This is a genomic window from Rhizobacter sp. P2_H3 (genome assembly GCF_056403355.1).
Genome location: NZ_JBFUFQ010000050.1, coordinates 1 through 19,533, shown reverse-complemented (window position 1 = coordinate 19,533; position 19,533 = coordinate 1). Strand labels below are relative to the sequence as shown.

The 19,533-nt window shown below is 69.6% G+C and carries 20 protein-coding genes; 4 read left to right on the top strand and 16 right to left on the bottom strand.

The window, feature by feature from the left end:
- Position 1 precedes the first annotated feature (1 nt).
- Positions 2–982 carry a Bug family tripartite tricarboxylate transporter substrate binding protein gene (locus AC1D1T_RS12295; protein ID WP_465111280.1) on the bottom strand — a complete coding sequence of 327 codons (981 nt, stop codon included), beginning with the start codon at positions 980–982 and terminating at the stop codon, positions 2–4.
- 52 nt (positions 983–1,034) lie between these two features.
- Positions 1,035–1,742, bottom strand: a complete 708-nt coding sequence (locus AC1D1T_RS12290; RefSeq protein WP_477991929.1) for a GntR family transcriptional regulator — start codon at positions 1,740–1,742, stop codon at positions 1,035–1,037.
- A gap of 128 nt (positions 1,743–1,870) precedes the next feature.
- Between AC1D1T_RS12290 and uvrA the strand changes: the two genes are divergently transcribed.
- Together uvrA and AC1D1T_RS12280 are read left to right on the top strand one after the other, a co-directional pair.
- Positions 1,871–4,852 carry an excinuclease ABC subunit UvrA gene (uvrA, locus tag AC1D1T_RS12285; RefSeq protein WP_465111278.1) on the top strand — a complete coding sequence of 994 codons (2,982 nt, stop codon included), beginning with the start codon at positions 1,871–1,873 and terminating at the stop codon, positions 4,850–4,852.
- A gap of 171 nt (positions 4,853–5,023) precedes the next feature.
- Positions 5,024–5,629: a 2-hydroxychromene-2-carboxylate isomerase gene (locus AC1D1T_RS12280; protein ID WP_465111277.1), complete on the top strand. Its 606-nt coding sequence runs from the start codon at positions 5,024–5,026 to the stop codon at positions 5,627–5,629.
- A 1-nt stretch (position 5,630) separates the two neighbouring features.
- Here the strand turns inward: AC1D1T_RS12280 and AC1D1T_RS12275 are convergent, their stop codons facing one another.
- Together AC1D1T_RS12275 and AC1D1T_RS12270 are read right to left on the bottom strand one after the other, a co-directional pair.
- Complete coding sequence (locus AC1D1T_RS12275; protein ID WP_156154667.1) at positions 5,631–5,792, bottom strand: hypothetical protein; 162 nt, start codon at positions 5,790–5,792, stop codon at positions 5,631–5,633.
- Between the two features lie 23 nt (positions 5,793–5,815).
- Positions 5,816–6,361 carry an invasion associated locus B family protein gene (locus tag AC1D1T_RS12270; protein WP_465111276.1) on the bottom strand — a complete coding sequence of 182 codons (546 nt, stop codon included), beginning with the start codon at positions 6,359–6,361 and terminating at the stop codon, positions 5,816–5,818.
- 206 nt (positions 6,362–6,567) lie between these two features.
- On the opposite strand from AC1D1T_RS12270, the gene AC1D1T_RS12265 reads away from it, so the two are divergent.
- A complete protein-coding gene (locus AC1D1T_RS12265; RefSeq protein WP_477991928.1) occupies positions 6,568–8,907 on the top strand; it encodes a hybrid sensor histidine kinase/response regulator in 2,340 nt (779 codons plus the stop codon).
- A gap of 46 nt (positions 8,908–8,953) precedes the next feature.
- Here the strand turns inward: AC1D1T_RS12265 and AC1D1T_RS12260 are convergent, their stop codons facing one another.
- Positions 8,954–9,388, bottom strand: a complete 435-nt coding sequence (locus AC1D1T_RS12260) for an SWIB/MDM2 domain-containing protein (RefSeq protein ID WP_047501850.1) — start codon at positions 9,386–9,388, stop codon at positions 8,954–8,956.
- A gap of 316 nt (positions 9,389–9,704) precedes the next feature.
- Between AC1D1T_RS12260 and AC1D1T_RS12255 the strand changes: the two genes are divergently transcribed.
- Complete coding sequence (locus tag AC1D1T_RS12255) at positions 9,705–10,283, top strand: DJ-1/PfpI family protein (RefSeq protein WP_047501211.1); 579 nt, start codon at positions 9,705–9,707, stop codon at positions 10,281–10,283.
- Positions 10,284–10,290: 7 nt separating this feature from the next.
- On the opposite strand, the gene AC1D1T_RS12250 is transcribed toward AC1D1T_RS12255, so the two are convergent.
- The 11 genes from AC1D1T_RS12250 to AC1D1T_RS12200 form a co-directional block, all read right to left on the bottom strand.
- Positions 10,291–11,664 (bottom strand): sulfite reductase subunit alpha, encoded by a 1,374-nt coding sequence (locus AC1D1T_RS12250; protein WP_477826056.1) that lies wholly within the window; start codon positions 11,662–11,664, stop codon positions 10,291–10,293.
- On the bottom strand, positions 11,661–12,695 hold the full coding sequence (locus tag AC1D1T_RS12245; protein WP_477826057.1) for an FAD:protein FMN transferase: 1,035 nt from the start codon (positions 12,693–12,695) through the stop codon (positions 11,661–11,663). The genes AC1D1T_RS12250 and AC1D1T_RS12245 overlap by 4 nt, the downstream gene beginning before the upstream one ends.
- Positions 12,696–12,703: 8 nt before the next feature.
- Positions 12,704–13,549 carry a DUF4198 domain-containing protein gene (locus AC1D1T_RS12240; protein WP_477826058.1) on the bottom strand — a complete coding sequence of 282 codons (846 nt, stop codon included), beginning with the start codon at positions 13,547–13,549 and terminating at the stop codon, positions 12,704–12,706.
- Between the two features lie 10 nt (positions 13,550–13,559).
- A complete protein-coding gene (locus AC1D1T_RS12235; RefSeq protein ID WP_477826059.1) occupies positions 13,560–14,078 on the bottom strand; it encodes a DUF2271 domain-containing protein in 519 nt (172 codons plus the stop codon).
- 32 nt (positions 14,079–14,110) lie between these two features.
- On the bottom strand, positions 14,111–14,746 hold the full coding sequence (locus AC1D1T_RS12230) for a PepSY-associated TM helix domain-containing protein (RefSeq protein ID WP_477826060.1): 636 nt from the start codon (positions 14,744–14,746) through the stop codon (positions 14,111–14,113).
- Positions 14,746–15,438 carry a Fe2+-dependent dioxygenase gene (locus AC1D1T_RS12225; protein ID WP_477826061.1) on the bottom strand — a complete coding sequence of 231 codons (693 nt, stop codon included), beginning with the start codon at positions 15,436–15,438 and terminating at the stop codon, positions 14,746–14,748. The genes AC1D1T_RS12230 and AC1D1T_RS12225 overlap by 1 nt, the downstream gene beginning before the upstream one ends.
- A 5-nt stretch (positions 15,439–15,443) precedes the next feature.
- Positions 15,444–17,720 carry a catecholate siderophore receptor Fiu gene (locus AC1D1T_RS12220; protein ID WP_477991927.1) on the bottom strand — a complete coding sequence of 759 codons (2,277 nt, stop codon included), beginning with the start codon at positions 17,718–17,720 and terminating at the stop codon, positions 15,444–15,446.
- A 120-nt stretch (positions 17,721–17,840) separates the two neighbouring features.
- Positions 17,841–18,005, bottom strand: a complete 165-nt coding sequence (locus AC1D1T_RS12215) for a hypothetical protein (RefSeq protein ID WP_197066761.1) — start codon at positions 18,003–18,005, stop codon at positions 17,841–17,843.
- Entirely contained in the window at positions 18,002–18,427 is a 426-nt protein-coding gene (locus AC1D1T_RS12210; protein WP_477827859.1) for an ExbD/TolR family protein, read from the bottom strand. The genes AC1D1T_RS12215 and AC1D1T_RS12210 overlap by 4 nt, the downstream gene beginning before the upstream one ends.
- A 13-nt stretch (positions 18,428–18,440) precedes the next feature.
- The gene (locus AC1D1T_RS12205; RefSeq protein ID WP_047501194.1) at positions 18,441–19,193 is read right to left on the bottom strand and encodes a MotA/TolQ/ExbB proton channel family protein; all 753 of its coding nucleotides are present in this window, start codon (positions 19,191–19,193) and stop codon (positions 18,441–18,443) included.
- A partial coding sequence (locus tag AC1D1T_RS12200) for an energy transducer TonB (protein WP_477991926.1) occupies positions 19,190–19,533 on the bottom strand: 344 nt, incomplete at its 5' end. The genes AC1D1T_RS12200 and AC1D1T_RS12205, both read right to left, overlap by 4 nt.

The window sequence follows — 19,533 nt, the reverse complement described above, 5'->3', positions numbered from 1 at the left end:
TTCAGTTGTCGAGTTGGATGTTGCGCGCCTTGGCCAGCCTGGCCCAGCGCGCGATGTCGTTGCGCACGTAGTCGCCGAACTGCGCGGGCGTCATCGCCATCGGCTCGATGGCCTCGACGGCGAGCTTGTCGCGCAGGTCGGCGGCCTTCAGCACCGTCGCGAGCGACTCGTTGAGCTGGCGCACGATCGGCTCCGGGATGCCGGCCGGGCCGACCACGCCGTACCACTGCATCGCGTCGAAGCCCTTGTAGCCGGACTCCTCGAGCGTCGGCACGTCCTTGGCCTGCGGGTGGCGCCTGGTGCCGGTGACGGCCAGCGCGCGCACGCTGCCGCTGCGCAGGTGCGGCATCGCCGCCGCGAGGCCGGGGAACATCGCCTGCGTCTGCCCGCCGATCAGGTCGGTGAAGGCCGGCGCGATGCCGCGGTACGGCACGTGCACCATGAACGAGTCGACCTGCTGCTTGAAGAGCTCCATCGTCAGGTGCGTCAGCGAACCCGGGCCGGCCGAGCCGTAGGCGACCTTGCCGGGGTTCTTCTTCAGGTAGTCGACGAACTCCTTCAGCGTCTTCACCGGCAGCTGCGAATTGACCACCAGCACGTTCGGCGTCGCGCCGATCATGCCGATCGGCGTGAAGTCCTTCACCGCGTCGTACGGCAGCTTGCGGGTGGCCGGGCTGGTGCCGTGCGTGCCGACATAACCCTGCATCAGCGTGTAGCCGTCGGGCGCGGCATGAGCCGTGGTCTGCGCGGCGATCACGCCGCCCCCGCCGCCCTGGTTGTCGACCACGATGGTCTGGCCGAGCAGCGCGCCCCAGCGCTCGGTGACGGTGCGGCCGACCATGTCGCTGCCACCGCCGGCGGCCACCGGCACGATGTAGCGCATCGGCTTGCTGGGGAACCTGGCCTGTGCGCGGGCGGTGCCGACGAGGGCCACAGGCAGCGTGCCGAATGCGGCGGCGTGAAGAAGGGTGCGTCGTTTCATGCTTGTCTCCGATGTCGTGGTTTTTTTGAGGCATGGAACCCGGATGCAGTGTCTACGTCGGCGACACGCTCCCGAGTCGTGAATGGGCGTCGGTGACGTGGGCACGCGCGAGGCGCTCGCAGGCGGCGGCATCGCCCTGGCGCAGCGCCTTCGCGATCTGCACGTGCTCGGCGATCGAGATGCGCCGGCCGGCGTCGCCCGACAGGTTGGTCAGCCGCGCGACGTGCAGGCGCTGGATCACGCCGCGGTAGCTGTCGAGCAACTGCCGGTTGCCGACCGCCTCGACGACGGCCCAGTGGAACTTCAGGTTCTCGGCGTAGTAGGCCTGCGCGTCGCCCTGGTCGACGGCCTGGTTCATCGTCGCGATCGCCGCCTCGAGCTGGCGCACCAGCGGCAGGCGGCGCGCACCCGGCAGCACCGCGACGCGCGACGCGGCATAACCGTCGAGCATCTCGCGCAATTCATACAGCTCGCGCACGTCGACCGCCTCGAGCTGGCGCACGAACACGCCGGCGTTCTTGCGCGAGACCACCAGGCCCGAGCTCTCCAGCTCGCGCAGCGCCTCGCGCACCGGTACCCGCGAGACCTTCAGGCGGGCCGCGATATCGGGCTCGTTGATGCGCTGGCCGGGCAGCAGCGCGCCATGCAGGATCAGCTCGAGCACGTCGTCGCGCACCAGCTTGGCGAGGGAGGTGTCGCGCACGTCGTTGACGCGGTTGGCGGCGGCGGCAACAGCGGCGGAAGCGGTCCAGGGCAGCATTCGTATATCGTATACGAAATGGCCGGCGGGTTCCCAGGATTTGTCAGCATCCCCTGTTCGGTGGAACCCCACCGCTGGGCCGCGACGCGCTGCACCCTTATGATGGTCGGTTTCGTGCCTGCGACCCGATGCCCGCGCCTCGACCCACCGATCCCACCGCGGCCGCCTCCGCGGATGCCCCTGCCACCGACGCCTCGATCGAGCTCCCCTTGATCCGCGTCCGCGGCGCCCGCACGCACAACCTCAAGAACATCGACCTCGACATCCCGCGCAACAAGCTGGTGGTGATCACCGGCCTGAGCGGCTCGGGCAAGTCGAGCCTCGCGTTCGACACGCTGTATGCCGAGGGCCACCGACGCTACGTCGAGAGCCTGAGCGCCTATGCGCGCCAGTTCCTGCAGCTGATGGACAAGCCCGATGTCGACGTGATCGAGGGCCTGAGCCCTGCGATCAGCATCGAGCAGAAGGCCACCAGCCACAACCCGCGCTCCACCGTCGGCACGGTGACCGAGATCCACGACTACCTGCGCCTGCTGTACGCGCGCGCCGGCACGCCGTTCTGCCCCGACCACCATGTGCCGCTGCAGGCGCAGAGCGTCAGCCAGATGGTCGACACCGTGCTCGCGCTGCCCGAGGACACCAAGCTGATGGTGCTGGCGCCGGTGGTGCGCGACCGCAAGGGCGAGTTCGGCGACCTGTTCACCGAGATGCAGGCCCAGGGCTACGTGCGCTTTCGCATCGACGGCCAGACGCACGAGGCCACCGAGCTGCCGAAGCTGAAGAAGGCCGAGAAGCACGACATCGACGTCGTGATCGACCGCGTGAAGGTGCAGCCCGACGCCGCCGCGAGCGGCCTGCGCCAGCGCCTGGCCGAGAGCTTCGAGGCCGCGCTGCGCATCGCGCAGGGCCGCGCCGTCGCGCTCGAGATGGACCACGGCCGCGAGCACCTGTTCTCGAGCAAGTTCGCGTGCCCGATCTGCAGCTACTCGCTGAGCGAGCTGGAGCCGCGCCTGTTCTCGTTCAACTCGCCGGTCGGCGCCTGCCCGAGCTGCGACGGGCTGGGGCTGGTCACCGCGTTCGACCCGGAGCGGGTCGTCGCCTTCCCGTCGCTGAGCCTGGCCAGCGGCGCGGTCAAGGGCTGGGACCGCCGCAACGGCTACACCTTCTCGCTGCTCGAGAGCGTCGCGAAGCACTACAAGTTCGACATCGACAAGCCGTTCGAGGACCTGCCCGAACAGGGCCGGCAGGTGCTGCTGTACGGCTCCGGCGATGAGGACATCGCGTTCACCTACGAGAGCGAAGGCACCGGCAAGGGCAAATCGCGCAGCGTCAAGCGCATGCACCCGTTCGAAGGGATCATCCCGACCTTCGAGCGCCGCTACAAGGAAACCGACTCGGCCGCGGTGCGCGAGGACCTGGCGCGCTACCAGGCCGCCCGCCCCTGCCCCGATTGCGAAGGCGCGCGGCTGCGGCGCGAGGCGCGCAATGTGTTCCTGCAAGGGGAAGACGACCACGCGGGCGACAGGAAGGGCGAGCCGATCTTCCGTGTCGAGCATTTCACGCTGCGCGAGTGCCTGCACTACTTCGGCAATCTGAAGCTGCGCGGCGCCAAGGCCGAGATCGCCGACAAGGTGGTGCGCGAGATCCGCTCGCGGCTGAAGTTCCTGAACGACGTCGGCCTGAACTACCTGAGCCTGGACCGCAGCGCCGACACGCTGTCCGGCGGCGAGGCGCAGCGCATCCGGCTGGCCAGCCAGATCGGCTCCGGCCTGACCGGCGTGATGTACGTGCTCGACGAGCCGAGCATCGGCCTGCACCAGCGCGACAACGACCGCCTGATCGGCACGCTGCGCCACCTGCGCGACATCGGCAACAGCGTGCTGGTGGTCGAGCACGACGAAGACGCGATCCGCGCCGCCGACCACGTGATCGACATGGGCCCGGGCGCCGGCGTGCACGGCGGCCACGTGATCGCGCAGGGCACGCCCGACGCGGTGGCGGCGAGCACTGAATCGCTGACCGGGCGCTACCTGTCGCGCGTGCTGCGCATCGCGGTGCCGAAACAGCGCCACCGGGTGAAGGACAAACCCAGGGATCCGGACGACGCGACGCCGACATCGCTGCGCATCGTCAACGCGCGCGGCAATAACCTGAAGGGCGTCACGGTCGAGATCCCGGTCGGGCTGCTGACCTGCGTGACCGGCGTGTCCGGCTCGGGCAAGAGCACACTGGTGAATGACACGCTGTACGCGGCGGTCGCGCGCAAGCTGTACGGCAGCCATGCCGAACCGGAGGCGCACGACACCATCGAGGGGCTGGATGCGTTCGACAAGGTGATCAACGTCGACCAGAGCCCGATCGGGCGCACGCCGCGCAGCAACCCGGCCACCTACACGGGGCTGTTCACGCCGATCCGCGAGCTGTTCGCCGAGATGAACACCGCCAAGGAGCGCGGCTACGGCGCCGGCCGCTTCAGCTTCAACGTGGCCGGCGGGCGCTGCGAATCCTGCCAGGGCGACGGCGTGCTGAAGGTGGAGATGCACTTCCTGCCCGACGTCTACGTGCCCTGCGACGTGTGCCACGGCAAGCGCTACAACCGCGAGACGCTGGAGGTGCTCTACAAGGGCCGCAACATCACCGAGGTGCTGGAGATGACGGTGGAGGACGCGCATGCGTACTTCAACGCGGTGCCCAACATCGCGCGCAAGCTGCAGACGCTGCTCGACGTGGGGCTCGGCTACGTGCGGCTCGGCCAGAGCGCGACCACGCTGTCGGGCGGCGAGGCGCAGCGGGTCAAGCTGGCGCTGGAGCTGTCCAAGCGCGACACCGGCCGCACGCTGTACATCCTCGACGAGCCGACCACCGGGCTGCACTTCGCCGACATCGACCTGCTGCTGCGGGTGCTGCACCAGCTGCGCGACGCCGGCAACACCATCGTCGTGATCGAGCACAACCTCGACGTGATCAAGACCGCCGACTGGCTGATCGACATGGGCCCCGAGGGTGGCGCCGGYGGCGGCATGGTGGTGGCGAGCGGCACGCCGGAAGCCATAGCAGCAAATCCGGCGAGCTTCACGGGGCAGTACCTGAAACCCCTGCTGGCCGAGTGACGGGAACACCCGCACGCCGGGTGTCACCCGAGGTGGCTAGACTCCTGCCCTTCGAGAGGTTCCCATGCCAACTTCATTGAACGCGCAGCCGGCCGAGCGCCGGGCCGCTCCCAAGCCGGCCGGCATCCCCTCGGGGGATCGGCCGATGTACTCATCGGACGAGGGGCTGTCATGCCATTGACCATCGACTACTACCTGTCGCCGCACTCGCCCTATACGTACCTGGGCCACCAGCGCTTCTGCGAGATCGCGGCGGCCGCCGGCGCCAAGGTCAACGTGCTGCCGGTCGACCTGGGCGGCAAGGTGTTTCCGGTGTCGGGCGGCCTGCCGCTGTCGAAGCGCGCGCCGCAGCGCCAGGCCTACCGGCTGGTCGAGCTGAAGCGCTTCAGCGCCTGGCTGAACCAGCCGATCAACCTGCAGCCGAAGTACTTCCCGGTCAACAGCGACGACGCGGCGCAGCTGATCATCGCGGTCGACATGAAGGACGGCACCGACGCGGCGCTGCGCATGACCACGGCGGTGCTGCGGGCGGTGTGGGTGGAAGAGCGCAACATCGCCGACCTGACGGTGCTGCAGGCGATCGTCGCCGAGCAAGGCCTGCCGGCGCAGCGCATGGACGACGCGCACTCGCAGGCGGTGCACGAGCGCTACGAGCAGGATTCGGAAGCCGCGATCGCGGCCGGCGTGTTCGGCGCGCCGAGCTACGTGATCGACGGCGAGATCTTCTGGGGACAGGACCGGCTGGACTTCGTCCAGCGGCGCCTTGAGCAGGGCTGATCTAGCCGTTGCGAACGGCGCTGCCTTCGGCATCGGACGCGTCGGTGACCCAGTTGCCCTGGATCAATTCCTCGACGTTCGGTTGCAGCAGCAGCGCGATCAGCGCGACCAGGAGGCCGACCGCCGTGACGACGGTGATGGTGGCGGCAATGAAGAAGCTCATGACAAGGCCTCCGGTCGGGTGCATCACATGTTGAACTTGGCCTTGGCGCTGTTCACGCAGGCCGTCTTCGCGTCACCGGCCAGCGCATCGCACTTCTCGGTCTCGACCTTGTAGGCCGCGGTCTTCTTGTCGTCGGTGGCTTCGGCCTTGGCCTTCTTGGTGTCGCGCTCGGCCTTGGCATCGGCCTTGGCCTTGGTCTCGGCCGCCTTGGCTTCCTTCACGCAGACGTCCTTCTCGTTGCCGGCCTTGTCGTCGCAGCGCTCCTTGGCGACCTTGTAGTCGGCTGTGGCGATGTCTTCCTTCGCCTTGTAGGTGGCCTTGGCCGTGCCCTTGTAGTCGGCTTCGGCAGTGGCTTCGGTCTTCACGCGGGCCGCCTTGGCTTCGGCCACGCAAATGTCCTTGGCGTTGCTCGCCAGCGATTCGCACTGCTTGTGCGCCGCCTCGTAGGTGGATTTCGCCGAGGCCTTGGCCTGGTCGTAGGCGGTCTTGTCGGCGGCGAAGGCGCCGGTGCTGAGCATCAGTGCAGCGACGGCGGCGGTGATGAACGACAGCGAATGGTGCTTGGTCATGTGGATATCTCCTCGAACAAAATGGCTGGAAGCCGATGCCGGAAGCTTAGGCAGCCACCCCCCGGCGGGTCTGCCGGACAAACCGAGCGATGGGTGTGGGAGTTGCCCTACAGGGCCCCGCAGGGGTGCGTGACATGCTGCCGCCGAGGGCGGCGCGCGGGTTCAAGCGGCTTGAGTGCGGCACGACGCTGCTCGACAATGCCCGCATGCATCCCCCCTCGCCCGACTTGGAGCGCACGCGCCTGCTCGACTTCGCGCGCGCCTCGGGCGACTGGATGTGGGAGACCGATGCGCAACTGCGCTACACCTGGGTCTCCGGCGCGTTCGAGGCGATCACCGGGCTGCCGCCGCTGTCGATGATCGGCCGGCAGATCGCCGATTCGCCGCTGCTCGACGAACTGGCCCAGCCGCTGCCCGGCGGGCGCAGCTTCCACCAGCTGCTGCAGGAACACCGCCCGATCACCCGCGTGCTGACCGACAAGCAGACCGGCCGCGGCGTGCTGCGGATCTCGCGCAGCGCGGTGCCGGTGTTCGATGCGCAAGGGCAGTTCGCCGGCTACCGCGGCACCGCGCGCGATGTCTCGGCCCATGTCGAGGCCGAGCGCAAGGCGCACGTGCAGGCCGAGCTGCTGCGCAAGCTGTCGTCGCAGGTGCCGGGCGTGATCTTCCAGTTCCAGCTGCACCCCGACGGCCAGGTCAGCTACCCGTATGCGAGCGATGCCTCGCGCGAGCTGTTCGGCGTGGAGCCGCCGCGCGACGGCAACGGCGGCGACCCGACCGTGCCGTTCCGCCTGCTGCACCCCGACGACCAGCGCGGCTACCTCGACAGCATCGAGGCCTCGGCGCGCACGCTGACGGCATGGCAGCGCAGCTATCGCATCGTGCGCGACGACGGCAGCGTGCGCTGGATGGAGACCCGCGCGATGCCCGAGCGGCTGGCCGACGGCTCGACGCTGTGGCACGGCTTCACCGCCGACATCACCGCGCAGAAGCAGGCCGAGATCGCGCTGCGCGGCAGCGAGGAGCGCTGGAGCATGGCCGCCGAGGCCGCGGGCATCGGCGTCGCGCAGTTCTCGCTCGCGAGCGGCGAGGTCGCCTTCGACCGGCGCGCCTGCACGAACCACGGCCAGCCGTGGCCGCTGCCGCACTACACGCTGGACGATTTCCTCGCGGCGGTGCACCCCGGCGACCGGGCCGCGACCGAGGCCGCGATCCGGCGCGCGCTGGCCACCGACGGCCGGCTGGAGACCCGCTACCGGCTGCTGCGGCCCGACGGCCAGCCGGCGATGCTGGAGCTGTTTGCACGCTGCACGCACGACACCGCCGGCCGCGTCGACGGCCTGGTCGGCACCTGCCGCGACATCACGCAACAAGCCGCGCTGGAGCAACTGCGCCGCGACAAGGAAGCCGCCGAGCAGGCGAACCGCGCGAAGAGCGAGTTCCTGTCGCGCGTGAGCCATGAGCTGCGCACGCCGCTGAACGGCATCCTCGGCTTCGCGCAGCTGATGTCGCTGGACCGCCTGCACCCGCTCGCGCCCGACCAGCGCCGCCGCATCGACAGCGTGATGCACGCCGGCCGCCACCTGCTGGAGCTGATCAACGACGTGCTGAACCTGGCGCGCATCGAGCAGGAGGATTTCTCGCTGAAGCCGGTGCCGGTGGACCTGTGCGCCGCGGTCGAGAGTTGCCTCGCGATCATCCAGCCGCTGGCCGACAACGCCGGCATCCGGCTGCTCGCGCCGCAGCCCACAGGGTGCTGGGCGACGGCCGATGCACGTGCGGTCGAGCAGGTGCTGCTGAACCTGCTGTCGAACGCCATCAAGTACAACCGCGCCGGCGGCACGGTGCGGCTCGTGCTGCAGCACGACGGCGAGCGCGTCACGGTGGCGGTGAGCGACGAGGGCGAGGGGCTGACGACGGCGCAGCAGACGCAGCTGTTCCAGCCGTTCAACCGGCTGGGCGCCGAGCAGCGCCGCATCGAGGGCAGCGGCCTCGGGCTCGTGATCGCGCGCACGCTGTCGGCGGCGATGCAGGGCGAGCTGCTGCTGCGCAGCACACCCGGCCAGGGCTCGACCTTCACGCTGGTGCTGCCGGCCGGCGCTGCGGCGCGCGCGGACCCGGCGCTCGCGCTGCCTGCCACGCCGCCCGCCGCACCTGCCGTGGTGCAGAAGCACGTGCTGTATGTCGAGGACGAGCCGTTGAACGTGATGCTGATGCAGGAGGTCTTCAAGGGCCGCCCGCAGTGGCGGCTGAGCGTGGCCAACGATGGCGCGAGCGGCCTCGCGGCGGCGCGCGAGCAGGCGCCGGACCTGCTGCTGGTCGACATGAACCTGCCGGACACCAGCGGCCTCGCGCTGATCCGCCGGCTGCGCGACGACGCGCGCACGAGCGGGCTGCGCTGCATCGCGCTGTCGGCGGATGCGATGCAGCCGCAGATCGACGCGGCGCTCGCGGCCGGCTTCGACGACTACTGGACCAAGCCGATCAACGTCGCGCGCGTGCTGGACGCCGTCGCGAAGGCGATGGAGAAACCCGCTGCCCCATGAAAAAAACCGGCGCATGCGCCGGTTTTTTGAGGTGAACGGAACCTGATTACTTCAGGTGGCCGTTGATCAGCTTGGTCATCTCGAACATCGAGACCTGGGCCTTCTTGAAGATTTCCTTCAGCTTGGCGTCGGCGTTGATCATCGTGCGCTTGGCCTTGTCCTGCAGGTCGTTCTTCTTGATGTACTCCCACACCTTCTTGGTCACTTCCGTGCGCGGCAGCGGGTTGGCGCCGATGACGGCAGCCAGCGTTGCGCTCGGGGTCATGGCCTTCATGAAGGCAGCGTTCGGGGTGCGCTTCTTGGCCGGAGCGGCCTTCTTCGCAGCGGCCTTCTTGGCCGGCGCTGCCTTCTTGGCGGGAGCGGCCTTCTTGGCCGGTGCGGCCTTCTTGGCCGCTACTTTCTTCGCGGGTGCAGCCTTCTTGGCCGGTGCCGCTTTCTTTGCAGGAGCCGCTTTCCGAGCGGGCGGTTTCGCAGTTGCCATGTTGAATTTCTCCATCAATAACGTTGTTGATGTGCCCGGGTTGGGTGAGAGCCGCATGAGCTCTCGGTTCTCCAGGTCCACGTGCGGAGCGAATACTACTGCGAGAGTGCTGCATTGAGAAGCAGTTTTCATAGGTAAAACTCGCATTCATGCGCCTTCGCGCGATGTTTTGTCGCCTGAGAGCCTCATCTGCGTGCTCTCGAGGCGCGCATCGCGTGCTGTCGAGGGGCATTCCCCATGCGCGTCGAACGCTCGCAGAATGTGCTTCGACGGCCTCGCATGGTGTGTCGCCGTCCTCTGACGAAGGAGACGAACGATGGGCAAGAAGATCCTGATGCTGGTCGGCGACTACGCCGAGGACTACGAGACCATGGTGCCGTTCCAGGCGCTGCAGATGGTCGGCCACACGGTGCATGCGGCCTGTCCGGACAAGAAGGCGGGCGAGTTCGTGATGACCGCGGTGCACGATTTCGAGGGCCAGCAGACCTACTCCGAGAAACCCGGCCACCGCTTCACGCTGAACGCGACGTTCGCGTCGGTGAAGGGCGAGGACTACGACGCGCTGCTGATCCCGGGCGGCCGCGCGCCGGAATACCTGCGCATGAACCAGGCGGTGATCGCGCTGGTGCAGCACTTCTCGCGCGCCGACAAGCCGATCGCCGCGGTGTGCCACGGCGCGCAGTTGCTGGCTGCCGCCGGCGTGATCCGCGGCAAGCGCGTGTCGGCGTATCCCGCCTGCGCGGCCGAGGTGGAGCTGGCGGGTGCGAGCTACGCGGCGATCGAGGTCGACCAGGCGGTGACCGACGGCAAGCTCGTCACCGCGCCAGCGTGGCCGGCGCATGCGGCCTGGCTGGCGCAGTTCCTGGCAGTGCTGGGAACGCGCATCCAGCACTGACGCGGGGTCAGTAGACGTCGCGCCGGTAGCGGCCGGCGTCGGCCAGCGCGGCGAGCTGGTCGGCGCCGAGCACCTGCGCGAGCGCCTCGTCGACGCCGGCAGCCATGCCCTCCAGGCTGCCGCACACGTAGATCGCCGCGCCCCGCGCGACCCAGTCCCGCAGTTCGTCCGCCTGTTCCAGCACGCGGTGCTGCACATAGTGCCGCTCGGGCCGGTCGCGCGAGAACACGCGGTCGACCCGGGCCAGCACGCCGGCCGCCTGCCAGCGTTCGGTGTCGTCGGCGTAATGCGCGTCATGCGCCGCCTGGCGCTCGCCGAACAGCAGCCAGCAGGCCTCGGGTGCCCGAACCTCCGCGCGCGCCATCAGGTGGCTTCTGAGGCCCGCCAGACCGGTGCCGTTGCCGATCAGGACCAGCGGACGCGCCGCGTTGTCGCCGATCCGGAAGCTGCCGTGCGCGCGCAGCCGCAGCGGCACGCGATCGCCCGGTTGCAGTCGTGTCGTCAGCCAGCCCGAGGCCACGCCGAGGCCGCCGTCCGGGTGCCGCTCCTGCCGCACCATCAGGTGCAGCCGGCCCGCCGACGGCACCGAGGCGATCGTGTACTCGCGCGGGCGCTGCGGGTCGCCGGGGGCCTGCACCTGCACCAGGTCGCCGGCCTGCCAGCCGGGCAGYGCCGCGCCGTCGGCCGGCACGAGTTCGAGGTGGCACACCGGCGCGGCGGCGCTGCCTTCGTTCAACACGCGCCGCTCGACCAGCCGCCAGTCGTCGAAGCCCGGCGCCTGCCAGTCGGGCAGGTCGACCGTGCCGGCGAGGTGCGCCACCTGCTGCTGCCACTGCTTCAGCGCTGCCGCGTCCTCGTTGTCGAGCTCGATGCGCTCGAACAGCGGCGTCGCGCCCTGCACCTGCAGCCAGCCATCCAGCCGGCGGCCGAAGCCGCAGAACTGCGCGTAGCTGCGGTCGCCGAGCGCCAGCACCGCATGGTGCAGGCGCGGCAGCGGCTGGCCGCCGTCGGCCATGTGGCGCGCGAACGCCGAGGCCGCATCGGGCGCGTCGCCCTCGCCGTAGGTGCTGACGATGAAGAGCGCCCGTTCGGTGCGCGCCAGCGCGTCGGGCCGCAGTTCGCCGAGCGGCAGCAGCCGCACCGGCACGCCGGCGGTGTGCAGCAGGCGCGCGGTCTGCCACGCGAGCTGCTCGGCGAAGCCGGTCTGGCTCGCGAACGCGACCAGCACCGGCGCGGCATCGGCCTCGGCATGGTCGAGCGCGGCCGCATCGCGCGAGGCGGCCGCACGGCGGCGTCGTTCGCGCCAGACGATGAAGGCGCAGAACGCGAGGTAGGCGAGTGCGATGGCGCCTGCCGCCAGCAAGCGGGCCAGCGGGCTCATTCGAGCGCGGCGAAGGCCGGCGTGACCTGCTCGTCGAGCCCGCCGTCGGCGCGCCGCGTGACGAACAAGGCCGCGATGCCGCGCTGCGCGGCCCACGGCAGGCCGGCCTGCGGCCCCATCACCGTCAGCGCCGTCGACAGCGCATCGGCGCGCATGCACGAGGCATCGAGCACCGTCACGACGGCCACGCCGTGGTCGATCGGCCGGCCGCTGCGCGGATCGATGGTGTGCGGATAACGCCTGTCGCCGCGGGCGAAGAAGCGCCGGTGATCGCCCGAGGTCGCGACGCTCAGGCCATGCAGCGCGATGCGGGTCGGCAGCGGATCCGCGTCGAGCTGCCAGCCGCCGTCGACCCAGCGCGGCACCGGTTCCAGCGCCACCCACCACGGCTGCCCATCGGGTTTCACGCCCTCGCCGCGCAGCTCGCCGCCGACCTCGGCCAGCACGTCGTCGAGGCCGAACTGCCGCGCGAGCCGCTGCACGACGCGGTCGACCGCATGGCCCTTCGCGATCGCCGACAGGTCGAGCCGGAGGCCCCCAGGTTGCCGCACGCCGCGCGCGCCGGTCTCCAGCCGCTGCCAGCCGCTGACGACCCGCGCGGCCTGCACCGCCGCATCGTCGGGCGGCACGAAGCCGGGCTCGTCGTGGCGCTGCCGCGGCCCGAAGCCCCAGGCATCGACCAGCGCCCCGGCGGCCGGGTCGTACGCGCCATCGCTGTCGCGCGCGACCTGCAGCGCGCAGGCCAGCACCTCGCTGAACGCATCCGGCAGCGCATGCCAGCTGCCGGCCGGCGCGTGGTTGAAGCGGCTGATGTCCGAGCCGGGTTCCCACGGGCTCATCTGCGCGACCACGAGGTCCAGCTCCTGCTGGATCGCCTGCGCCAGCGGCGCGAGCGCGAGCGCCCGCGGGCCGGCGACGCGCACCGACCAGCTCGTGCCCATCGTCACGCCCTGCAGCGCATGCACCTGGGCGCCGAGCGCCGGCGCGCGGGTCGCGATGCGCTGCGGGACCAGCACCCGCGCCGTCTGCATTGCCTTCTTTACTGCGGCAGCACTTCGACCGTCGCGCTGGCGTTCACGCGGCGCGTCGGCGGCGTGCCTTCGGCGGCACGCACGCTGTGGTTCACGCCGATCCAGTAGCGCCCGGCTTCCGGCCACTTGACGCTGAACTGGCCCTGCGCGTCGGTCTTCAGCGCGATCTCGCCGAGCTTGTAGCGGTAGCGGTTGCCGCCGCGCAGGATCGTCACGTCGAGGTTGGCGGCCGGCTTGCCGTCGAGCAGCACGCGGAAGCTGGAGCTGTCGCCGGCACTCAGGTCGGTCGGCGCGGTCAGCGGGACGAACTCGAGGCCGGTGCCTTGCGGCGCGAAGGCCTTGTCGGCGGTCTTCTCGCCCGCTTTTTCCCCTTTCCCGTCGTTGCTCACCCAGGTCTCGACCCGGTTCTGCATACGCGTGACCTGCAGCTCCTTCGCGTCGGCCGGGATCTCCTTGGCCATCGCCTCGGCGGTGCCGCGCCAGCGCTTCGGCTCGCCGCCGAGCTTGTAGTTGGCGAACACGCTCTCGCTGAAATTGACGATGCGGTAGGTGCCCGGCTGCGCGAGCTTCACGTCGAAGCTGCTGCGGCGGCGCGCGGTGGCGAGGTTCTCCGGCGCGACGAGGCTGCCGTCGGGCGCGACGATGCTGAGCTTGTCCAGCACCAGCGCGTTGGTGTCGTACTCGAACAGGTCTTCGGACACCGCGCCGTCGACCGTGACGGCGGCTTCGCGGCCGCTGACGACGGTGGCCGACGGCACGAGCCAGGTGCGGTGCGCCTGCGCGGCACCGGGCAGCAGCGTGGCCGACGCGGCCAGCGCGAGCAGGGCAAGGTTCAGGCGGTGGAGGGTCTTCATGGGTGGCTCCTCAAGGCTTCAGTTCGAGCGCGACCGCACCGAGTTCATGCTCGCCCTGGACCTTGGCGGTCTGGGCGGCCTTCACCGGCCAGTCGAACGGCAGGCGCACGACCTCGCGGCCGCCGTTCTCGCGCGCCGCCTCGACCACCAGCTGGTAGCTGCCAGGCGGCAACGACGCCAGGCCCTTCGCGCTCGACAGGGCCAGCACGTGCTCGCCCGGCGAGCGGGTGGCGGCGGTGACGCCGTCGATCGGCGTCTGCAGCTCGCGCCCGCTCTTGCGCCACCAGCTGCGCATGTCCTTCAGCCACTTCGCGCCGCCGTTGTCGCGCTTCTTCAGGTCGTACCAGAGCGCGACGTTGGACGCGAAGCCCTGGTCGGCCGCCTTCTCGACCCACACCGCGACATAGGGCTTGTGGTACTCGGCCACGCTCAGCTGCGGCAGCTCCAGCTTCAGGTTCGCGTCGGCCGCGAAGGCCGGCGCGGCCAGCGCGGCGGCGGCGCCCATCGCCATCGAATAGCTCAGTTTCATGGGAGTCCTTCTGGAAGATCAGGGAATCGGGGTCAATGGATGAAGAGGATCGCCAGCAGCAGCGGCAGCACCAGGCCGCCAGCCACCACCGGCCAGGTGCTCGGGCGCTTGGCGGCATGCATCTTCAGGATGAACAGGCCGGTCACCGAGAACACCAGGCACGACGCGGCGAACAGGTCGATGAACCAGCTCCAGGCGCTGCCGGTGTGGCGGCCCTTGTGCAGGTCGTTCAGGTACGAGATCCAGCCGCGGTCGGTGCGCTCGTATTCCAGCGCGCCTTCCACGCGGTCGATGCGCAGCCAGGCATCGCCGCCGGGGCGCGGCAGCGGCAGGTAGATTTCCTCGGGCGACCACTCGGCCGCGCGGCCGGCGACCTCGATCGCGAGCGCCTGCTCGGCCCAGGCGGCCAGCGCCGGCGGCAGCGGCTGCTTGTCGTCGGACGGCTGCGCGGTGACCAGCGGCAGCAGCGCCGGCGGCACCTGCGCCGCGCGCTTCGTGACCTGCGGCTTCGCCTCGATCTGCGACGCATGGTTCAGCGTGAAGCCGGTGACGGTGAACAGCAGCAGCCCGACCAGGCTCAGCGCCGAGCTGATCCAGTGCCACTGGTGCAGCGTCTTCAGCCAGTAGGCGCGCTGCGGCGCCGGTGTGGCGGCGGAGGGAGCGTCCATCAGACCTCGGACCACATCCGCAGCAGGTTGTGATAGTGGCCGGTCAGCATCAGCACCTCGGCGCTGTCACCGCCTTTTTCACTTTCGCGCTCGCGCAGCCGCTGGATCGCCTGGTCGAGCTCGAACAGCATGCCGCGCTGCGCATCGTCGCGCACCAGGCTCTGCAGCCAGAAGAACGAGCAGACGCGGGCGCCGCGCGTGACCGGCAGCACGCGGTGCAGGCTGCTCGACGGGTACAGGATCAGGTCGCCGGCCGGCAGCTTCACCTCGTGCGCGCCGTAGGTGTCCATCACCTCCAGCTCGCCGCCGTCGTAGTCGCCGGGGTCGGCGAGGAACAGCGTGCACGACAGGTCGGTGCGCAGCCGCAGGCTGGTGCCCGGCACGCCGCGCACCGCGCCATCGACATGCAGGCCGTACTGCTCGCCGCCTTCGTAGCGGTTGAACAGCGGCGGCACGTAGCGCAGCGGCAGCGCGGCCGAGACGAACAGCGGATGCGCCTCCAGCGCCTTCAGGATGACGGCACCGAAGCGCTGCGTCAGCGGCCCGGCCTCGGGCAGCTGGCGGTTGCGCTTGACCTGCGCACCCTGCGCGCCGACCGTCTCGCGGCCGTCGTTCCAGTCGGCCGCATCGAGGGCCTCGCAGATCTCGGCGACCTGGGACGGCGTCAGCACGCCGGGCACGTGGAGCATCATCGTGGTCAGTACTTGAAGTTGGCGCTCAGCAGCGCGTTGCGTGCTTCACCCGGCTTGTAGCGCGAGCCGCCATTGTTGACCGACGCCACGTACTCCTTGTCGAACAGGTTGTTGACGTTCAACTGCAGCGTGACGTTCTTGCTGAGGTCGTACGCGACCATCGCATCGGCCACCGTGTACGACTCGGTGTTGATCAGGTTGGGCGTCGCGCTGGGGGTGAGGTTGCTGCTGCGCGCGACGGTATCGACATAGCGCACGCCGCCGCCGACGGTCAGCTTGTCGAGCGCCTTGTACGACGCCCACGAGCTGAAGGTCACCTTCGGTGAATAGACGATCACACCGCCGTTGTTCGCGCTGGCGCCGGCCGGCACGCCGCGCAGGATCTTCGGATCCATGTAGGCCACGCCTGCGCTCAGGTTCAGCGCCGGCGTCACCTGGCCGACCAGGCCGAGTTCGACGCCGTCGACGCGGCGCTTGCCCACCTGGCTGAAGGTCGGCACCGCGGCGCCGTCGGAGACCAGCTCGTTCTTGTTCTCGCTGCGGTAGATCGCCGCGGTGGCCGACAGCTTGCCGCCGAACAGGTCCCACTTGGTGCCCAGCTCGATGTTGCTGCCTTCCTGCGGGTCGGTGCTCGGGCTCGCCTGGTTGGTGCTCGAGACGTTCAGCGAGAAGTTGGCGCCGCCCGGCGGCTGGTAGGAATTCGACACCGTCAGGTAGATGCTGCCGTCCGGCGTCGGCTTGAACAGCGCGCCGACCTTCCAGCTCAGCAGGTTGTCGTTCAGCCCGAGCGGCGGGTTCTGCACCAGCACCGCCGGCGTCGCCGAGTTGAGGGCGGCGCTGTTCGTCTCGGTGTGGAACTTCTCCCAGCGCAGGCCGCCGTTGAGCAGCCACTGCTCCGAGAACTTCAGCGTGTCGAACGCATAGACCGCCGCACTCAGCGTGCTGCCCTTGGTGTAGGCGCCGTTGTCGACGAGCGGCTGGAACACGTCGCCGGTGCTCGGGTTGTACAGGTTGGCCGCGGCCTGCGTGCCGCTGACGACCCGGTTCTGCTGGTTCTGCCGCTCGTAGATGAACTCGAAACCGGTCGACAGCGAATGCCCGATGCCGCCGGTCTTGAACTCGGTGCTCAGGTTGGTCTGGTTGGTCAGGATCTCGTTCGTCTGGTGGCGGCCCTGGCGGTTGCGCGCGACGGTCCAGGTGGCGGGATCGGTCCCGGTGGGGGAGGTCACGGCATTGACGCCGGTCAGCACGAAGTCCTGCTCGGTGTGGCCCAGGCGCGTCGTGTTGCGCAGCGTCGTGCCGCTCGACAGGTCGTGCTCGATGCGCGCGGTGAACATGTGCAGCGTCACGTCGTTGAAGTCGTCGGTCGAACCGTAAAAGTTCTTCGGATCGACCGGCGCGCCGCTCTGCATGCCCGCGCCGGGCCGCCAGTCGGAGAGCCCGAAGGTCGACACGCCGCCGTCCGGCACGTTCTTCTGGTCGACGTACAGGTAGTTGAAGGTGGTGCGCGTCGGCGTGCCGAGGCCGAGCACCAGCGACGGCGCGAAGCCGAAGCGCTTGCTCCTGACCTCGTCGCGGCCCGGCGTGCCGTAGTCCTGCGCGAGCACGTTCAGGCGCAGCGCGGAGCCCGGGATGCCGAGGTCCAGCGGCCGGTTCAGGTCGGCGGTGGCGCGCACGCGGCTCGCGGTGCCGACGGTCAGCGTGCCGTTGTTGAAGGCCTCGCGGGTCGCCGTCTTCGACACCAGGTTGACGTAGCCCGACGATGCGCCGCGGCCGTTGTCGGAGCCCGACGGGCCCTTGACCACCTCGACCTGCTCGATGTTGAACACGTCGCGCGAGATGTTGCCCAGGTCGCGGATGCCGTCGACGAAGATGCTGTTCGTCGTGTCGAAGCCGCGCATGAAGATCGAGTCGCCGGTCGTCGTGTTGCCGTTCTCGCCGAGCTGCATCGTGATGCCCGGGGTGTTGCGCAGCGCCTCGGCCAGCGTGGTCGCGACCTGCTGCTGCAGCACTTCCTTCTTGATCACGGTGATGGTCTGCGGCGTGTCGACCAGCGGCTGCGTGAACTTCGGGCTCGACGCGTTGTCGGCCTTGAACTCGCTGCCGGACTGGCCGGTGACGCGCAGCGCGGGCAGCGTCGTCTCGGGCGCTTCGGGCTTCTTCGGCGCGTCGGCGACCGGGGTCGTCTGCGCAGCCACCGGCAATGCGACGGCCATCAGGCCGATCTGAGCCAACGCGGATGTCTTGCTTGCCGCGTGCTTGCGGCTCTTGATGTAGGCCAAGGGGTACTCCTCGAGGGTTTTGTCTTGTCTTGGCTGGCGCGATGGCTGGCGGGGACGGTGAAGATCAGTCAGAAAAACAGCCGGCCCGAACCCGGCGCCGGCTGGATGGAGAAATTCGATTCAGCGGCGCAGCGCGTACCAGGAAGCGACCGCGATCGGCAGGCCGAGCGCGGCCCACGACAGCGCGTCCCAGGCGCCATCTCCGAGCAAGGCCGACAGCAGGCCGACCGCGCTCAGCACGGCCAGCACGACCGGCCAGGTCCACACGCGCAGCGCCGCGCTCATGGCTGCGCCGCCTCCGGCTCGCTGACGAAGCCGACCTTCGTCAGGCCCGCCTTCGACGCATCGGCCAGCGTCTGCGCGACGTAGCGGTAGGCCACCGCCTGGTCGGCGCGCAGGTGGATCTCGGGCTGCGGCTGCTTGCTGCTCTCGGCGGCGAAGCGCTTCTGCGCCTCGGGCCGCGTGACGAGCTCACCGTTCCAGTACAACAGGCCGCCGGCGTCGATCGCGAACTCGACCTTGTCGGCCGCCGTCTGGTTGACCTGCGAGCTCGCCTTCGGCAGCTCCAGCTTGACCGCGTTGGTCAGCAACGGCGCGGTGATGATGAAGATCACCAGCAGCACCAGCATCACGTCGATCAGCGGGACCATGTTGATCTCCGCCATCGGCGCGCCGGCGTTCTTCGAATCGAAACTGGCGAAGGCCATGGCGAGGCCTGCGTCAGGCGGCGACCGGCCGCGAGGCCAGCGCACGCACGTTGGCCGGCTGGGCGGCTTCATTGCCGAGCGGCTGGCCCATCGACACGAAGGTGTGCAGCTCGTACGCGAAGGCATCGAGCTTGGACGACATCACGCGGTTGGCACGCGTCAGCCAGTTGTAGCCCATCACCGCGGGGATCGCGACCGCGAGGCCGAGGCCCGTCATGATCAGCGCCTCGCCGACCGGGCCGGCCACCTTGTCCAGCGTGCCGGCGCCGCTCATGCCGATCGCGACCAGCGCGTGGTACACGCCCCAGACGGTGCCGAACAGGCCGACGAAGGGCGCGGTGGCGCCGACGGTGGCGAGCATCGCGAGGCCGTTCTCGAGCCGCGTGGTTTCCTCGTCGAGCACCTTCTTGATGGTGCGCGTGACGAATTCGCCCGAGGTGCCGGCTTCTTCGAGCTTGGCGGCGCCGTACTTCGCGTGGTGGGCCTGCGCGTGCATCGCGTGGCTGGTGAGGTGCGAGAACGGGTCGTGCACGCCGTGCGTGGTGATCTCGTTCGCGACGGCCTCGAGCGAGGTCGCGTTCCAGAAGAAGTTCAGGAAGCTCTGGCTGTGGCGGCGGCGCGAGACCAGCGACAGGCCCTTGATCACGATGATCACCCAGGAGGCGATCGACATCAGCACCAGGATGCCGAGCAGCGTCTTGCCCACCACATCGCTTTGCGCGATGAAGTGGCCGAATCCCAAGCCAGCGTCTGCGTTCACGGTCATTTCTCCAGATCGAAATTCAAGGGGATCAAGGCCCAGCCCGCGGTCGCGCGGCCGTTCTCGGTGTAGGGCTCGAAGCGGAACTTGCGCACCGCGTCGACGGCGGCCTCATCGAGCCGCGGGTAGCCGGACGACTTGCCGACCTGCACCGATTGCGGCAGGCCCGCTTCGTCGATCCAGACGCGCACGACGACGTTGCCGGTTTCCTTCAGGCGCTTCGACGCGCGCGGGTACTCGGGCGGCTCGGCCTTCAGGTAGCGCACGGCCGAGGCCGGGATCTGCTTCGGCGGGGCCGGCGGTGCGGGCGGGGCCGGCGGCGCCTCGACCGCGACCGGCGCGGGCG

Bases quoted from the DNA above. Each gene is read 5' to 3' on its own strand.
- AC1D1T_RS12295 (WP_465111280.1), bottom strand. From the start codon at position 982: ATGAAACGACGCACCCTTCTTCACGCCGCCGCATTCGGCACGCTGCCT.
- AC1D1T_RS12290 (WP_477991929.1), bottom strand. From the start codon at position 1,742: ATGCTGCCCTGGACCGCTTCCGCCGCTGTTGCCGCCGCCGCCAACCGC.
- AC1D1T_RS12280 (WP_465111277.1), top strand. From the start codon at position 5,024: ATGCCATTGACCATCGACTACTACCTGTCGCCGCACTCGCCCTATACG.
- AC1D1T_RS12275 (WP_156154667.1), bottom strand. From the start codon at position 5,792: ATGAGCTTCTTCATTGCCGCCACCATCACCGTCGTCACGGCGGTCGGC.
- AC1D1T_RS12270 (WP_465111276.1), bottom strand. From the start codon at position 6,361: ATGACCAAGCACCATTCGCTGTCGTTCATCACCGCCGCCGTCGCTGCA.
- AC1D1T_RS12265 (WP_477991928.1), top strand. From the start codon at position 6,568: ATGCATCCCCCCTCGCCCGACTTGGAGCGCACGCGCCTGCTCGACTTC.
- AC1D1T_RS12260 (WP_047501850.1), bottom strand. From the start codon at position 9,388: ATGGCAACTGCGAAACCGCCCGCTCGGAAAGCGGCTCCTGCAAAGAAA.
- AC1D1T_RS12255 (WP_047501211.1), top strand. From the start codon at position 9,705: ATGGGCAAGAAGATCCTGATGCTGGTCGGCGACTACGCCGAGGACTAC.
- AC1D1T_RS12245 (WP_477826057.1), bottom strand. From the start codon at position 12,695: ATGCAGACGGCGCGGGTGCTGGTCCCGCAGCGCATCGCGACCCGCGCG.
- AC1D1T_RS12240 (WP_477826058.1), bottom strand. From the start codon at position 13,549: ATGAAGACCCTCCACCGCCTGAACCTTGCCCTGCTCGCGCTGGCCGCG.
- AC1D1T_RS12235 (WP_477826059.1), bottom strand. From the start codon at position 14,078: ATGAAACTGAGCTATTCGATGGCGATGGGCGCCGCCGCCGCGCTGGCC.
- AC1D1T_RS12230 (WP_477826060.1), bottom strand. From the start codon at position 14,746: ATGGACGCTCCCTCCGCCGCCACACCGGCGCCGCAGCGCGCCTACTGG.
- AC1D1T_RS12225 (WP_477826061.1), bottom strand. From the start codon at position 15,438: ATGATGCTCCACGTGCCCGGCGTGCTGACGCCGTCCCAGGTCGCCGAG.
- AC1D1T_RS12215 (WP_197066761.1), bottom strand. From the start codon at position 18,005: ATGAGCGCGGCGCTGCGCGTGTGGACCTGGCCGGTCGTGCTGGCCGTG.
- AC1D1T_RS12210 (WP_477827859.1), bottom strand. From the start codon at position 18,427: ATGGCCTTCGCCAGTTTCGATTCGAAGAACGCCGGCGCGCCGATGGCG.
- AC1D1T_RS12205 (WP_047501194.1), bottom strand. From the start codon at position 19,193: ATGACCGTGAACGCAGACGCTGGCTTGGGATTCGGCCACTTCATCGCG.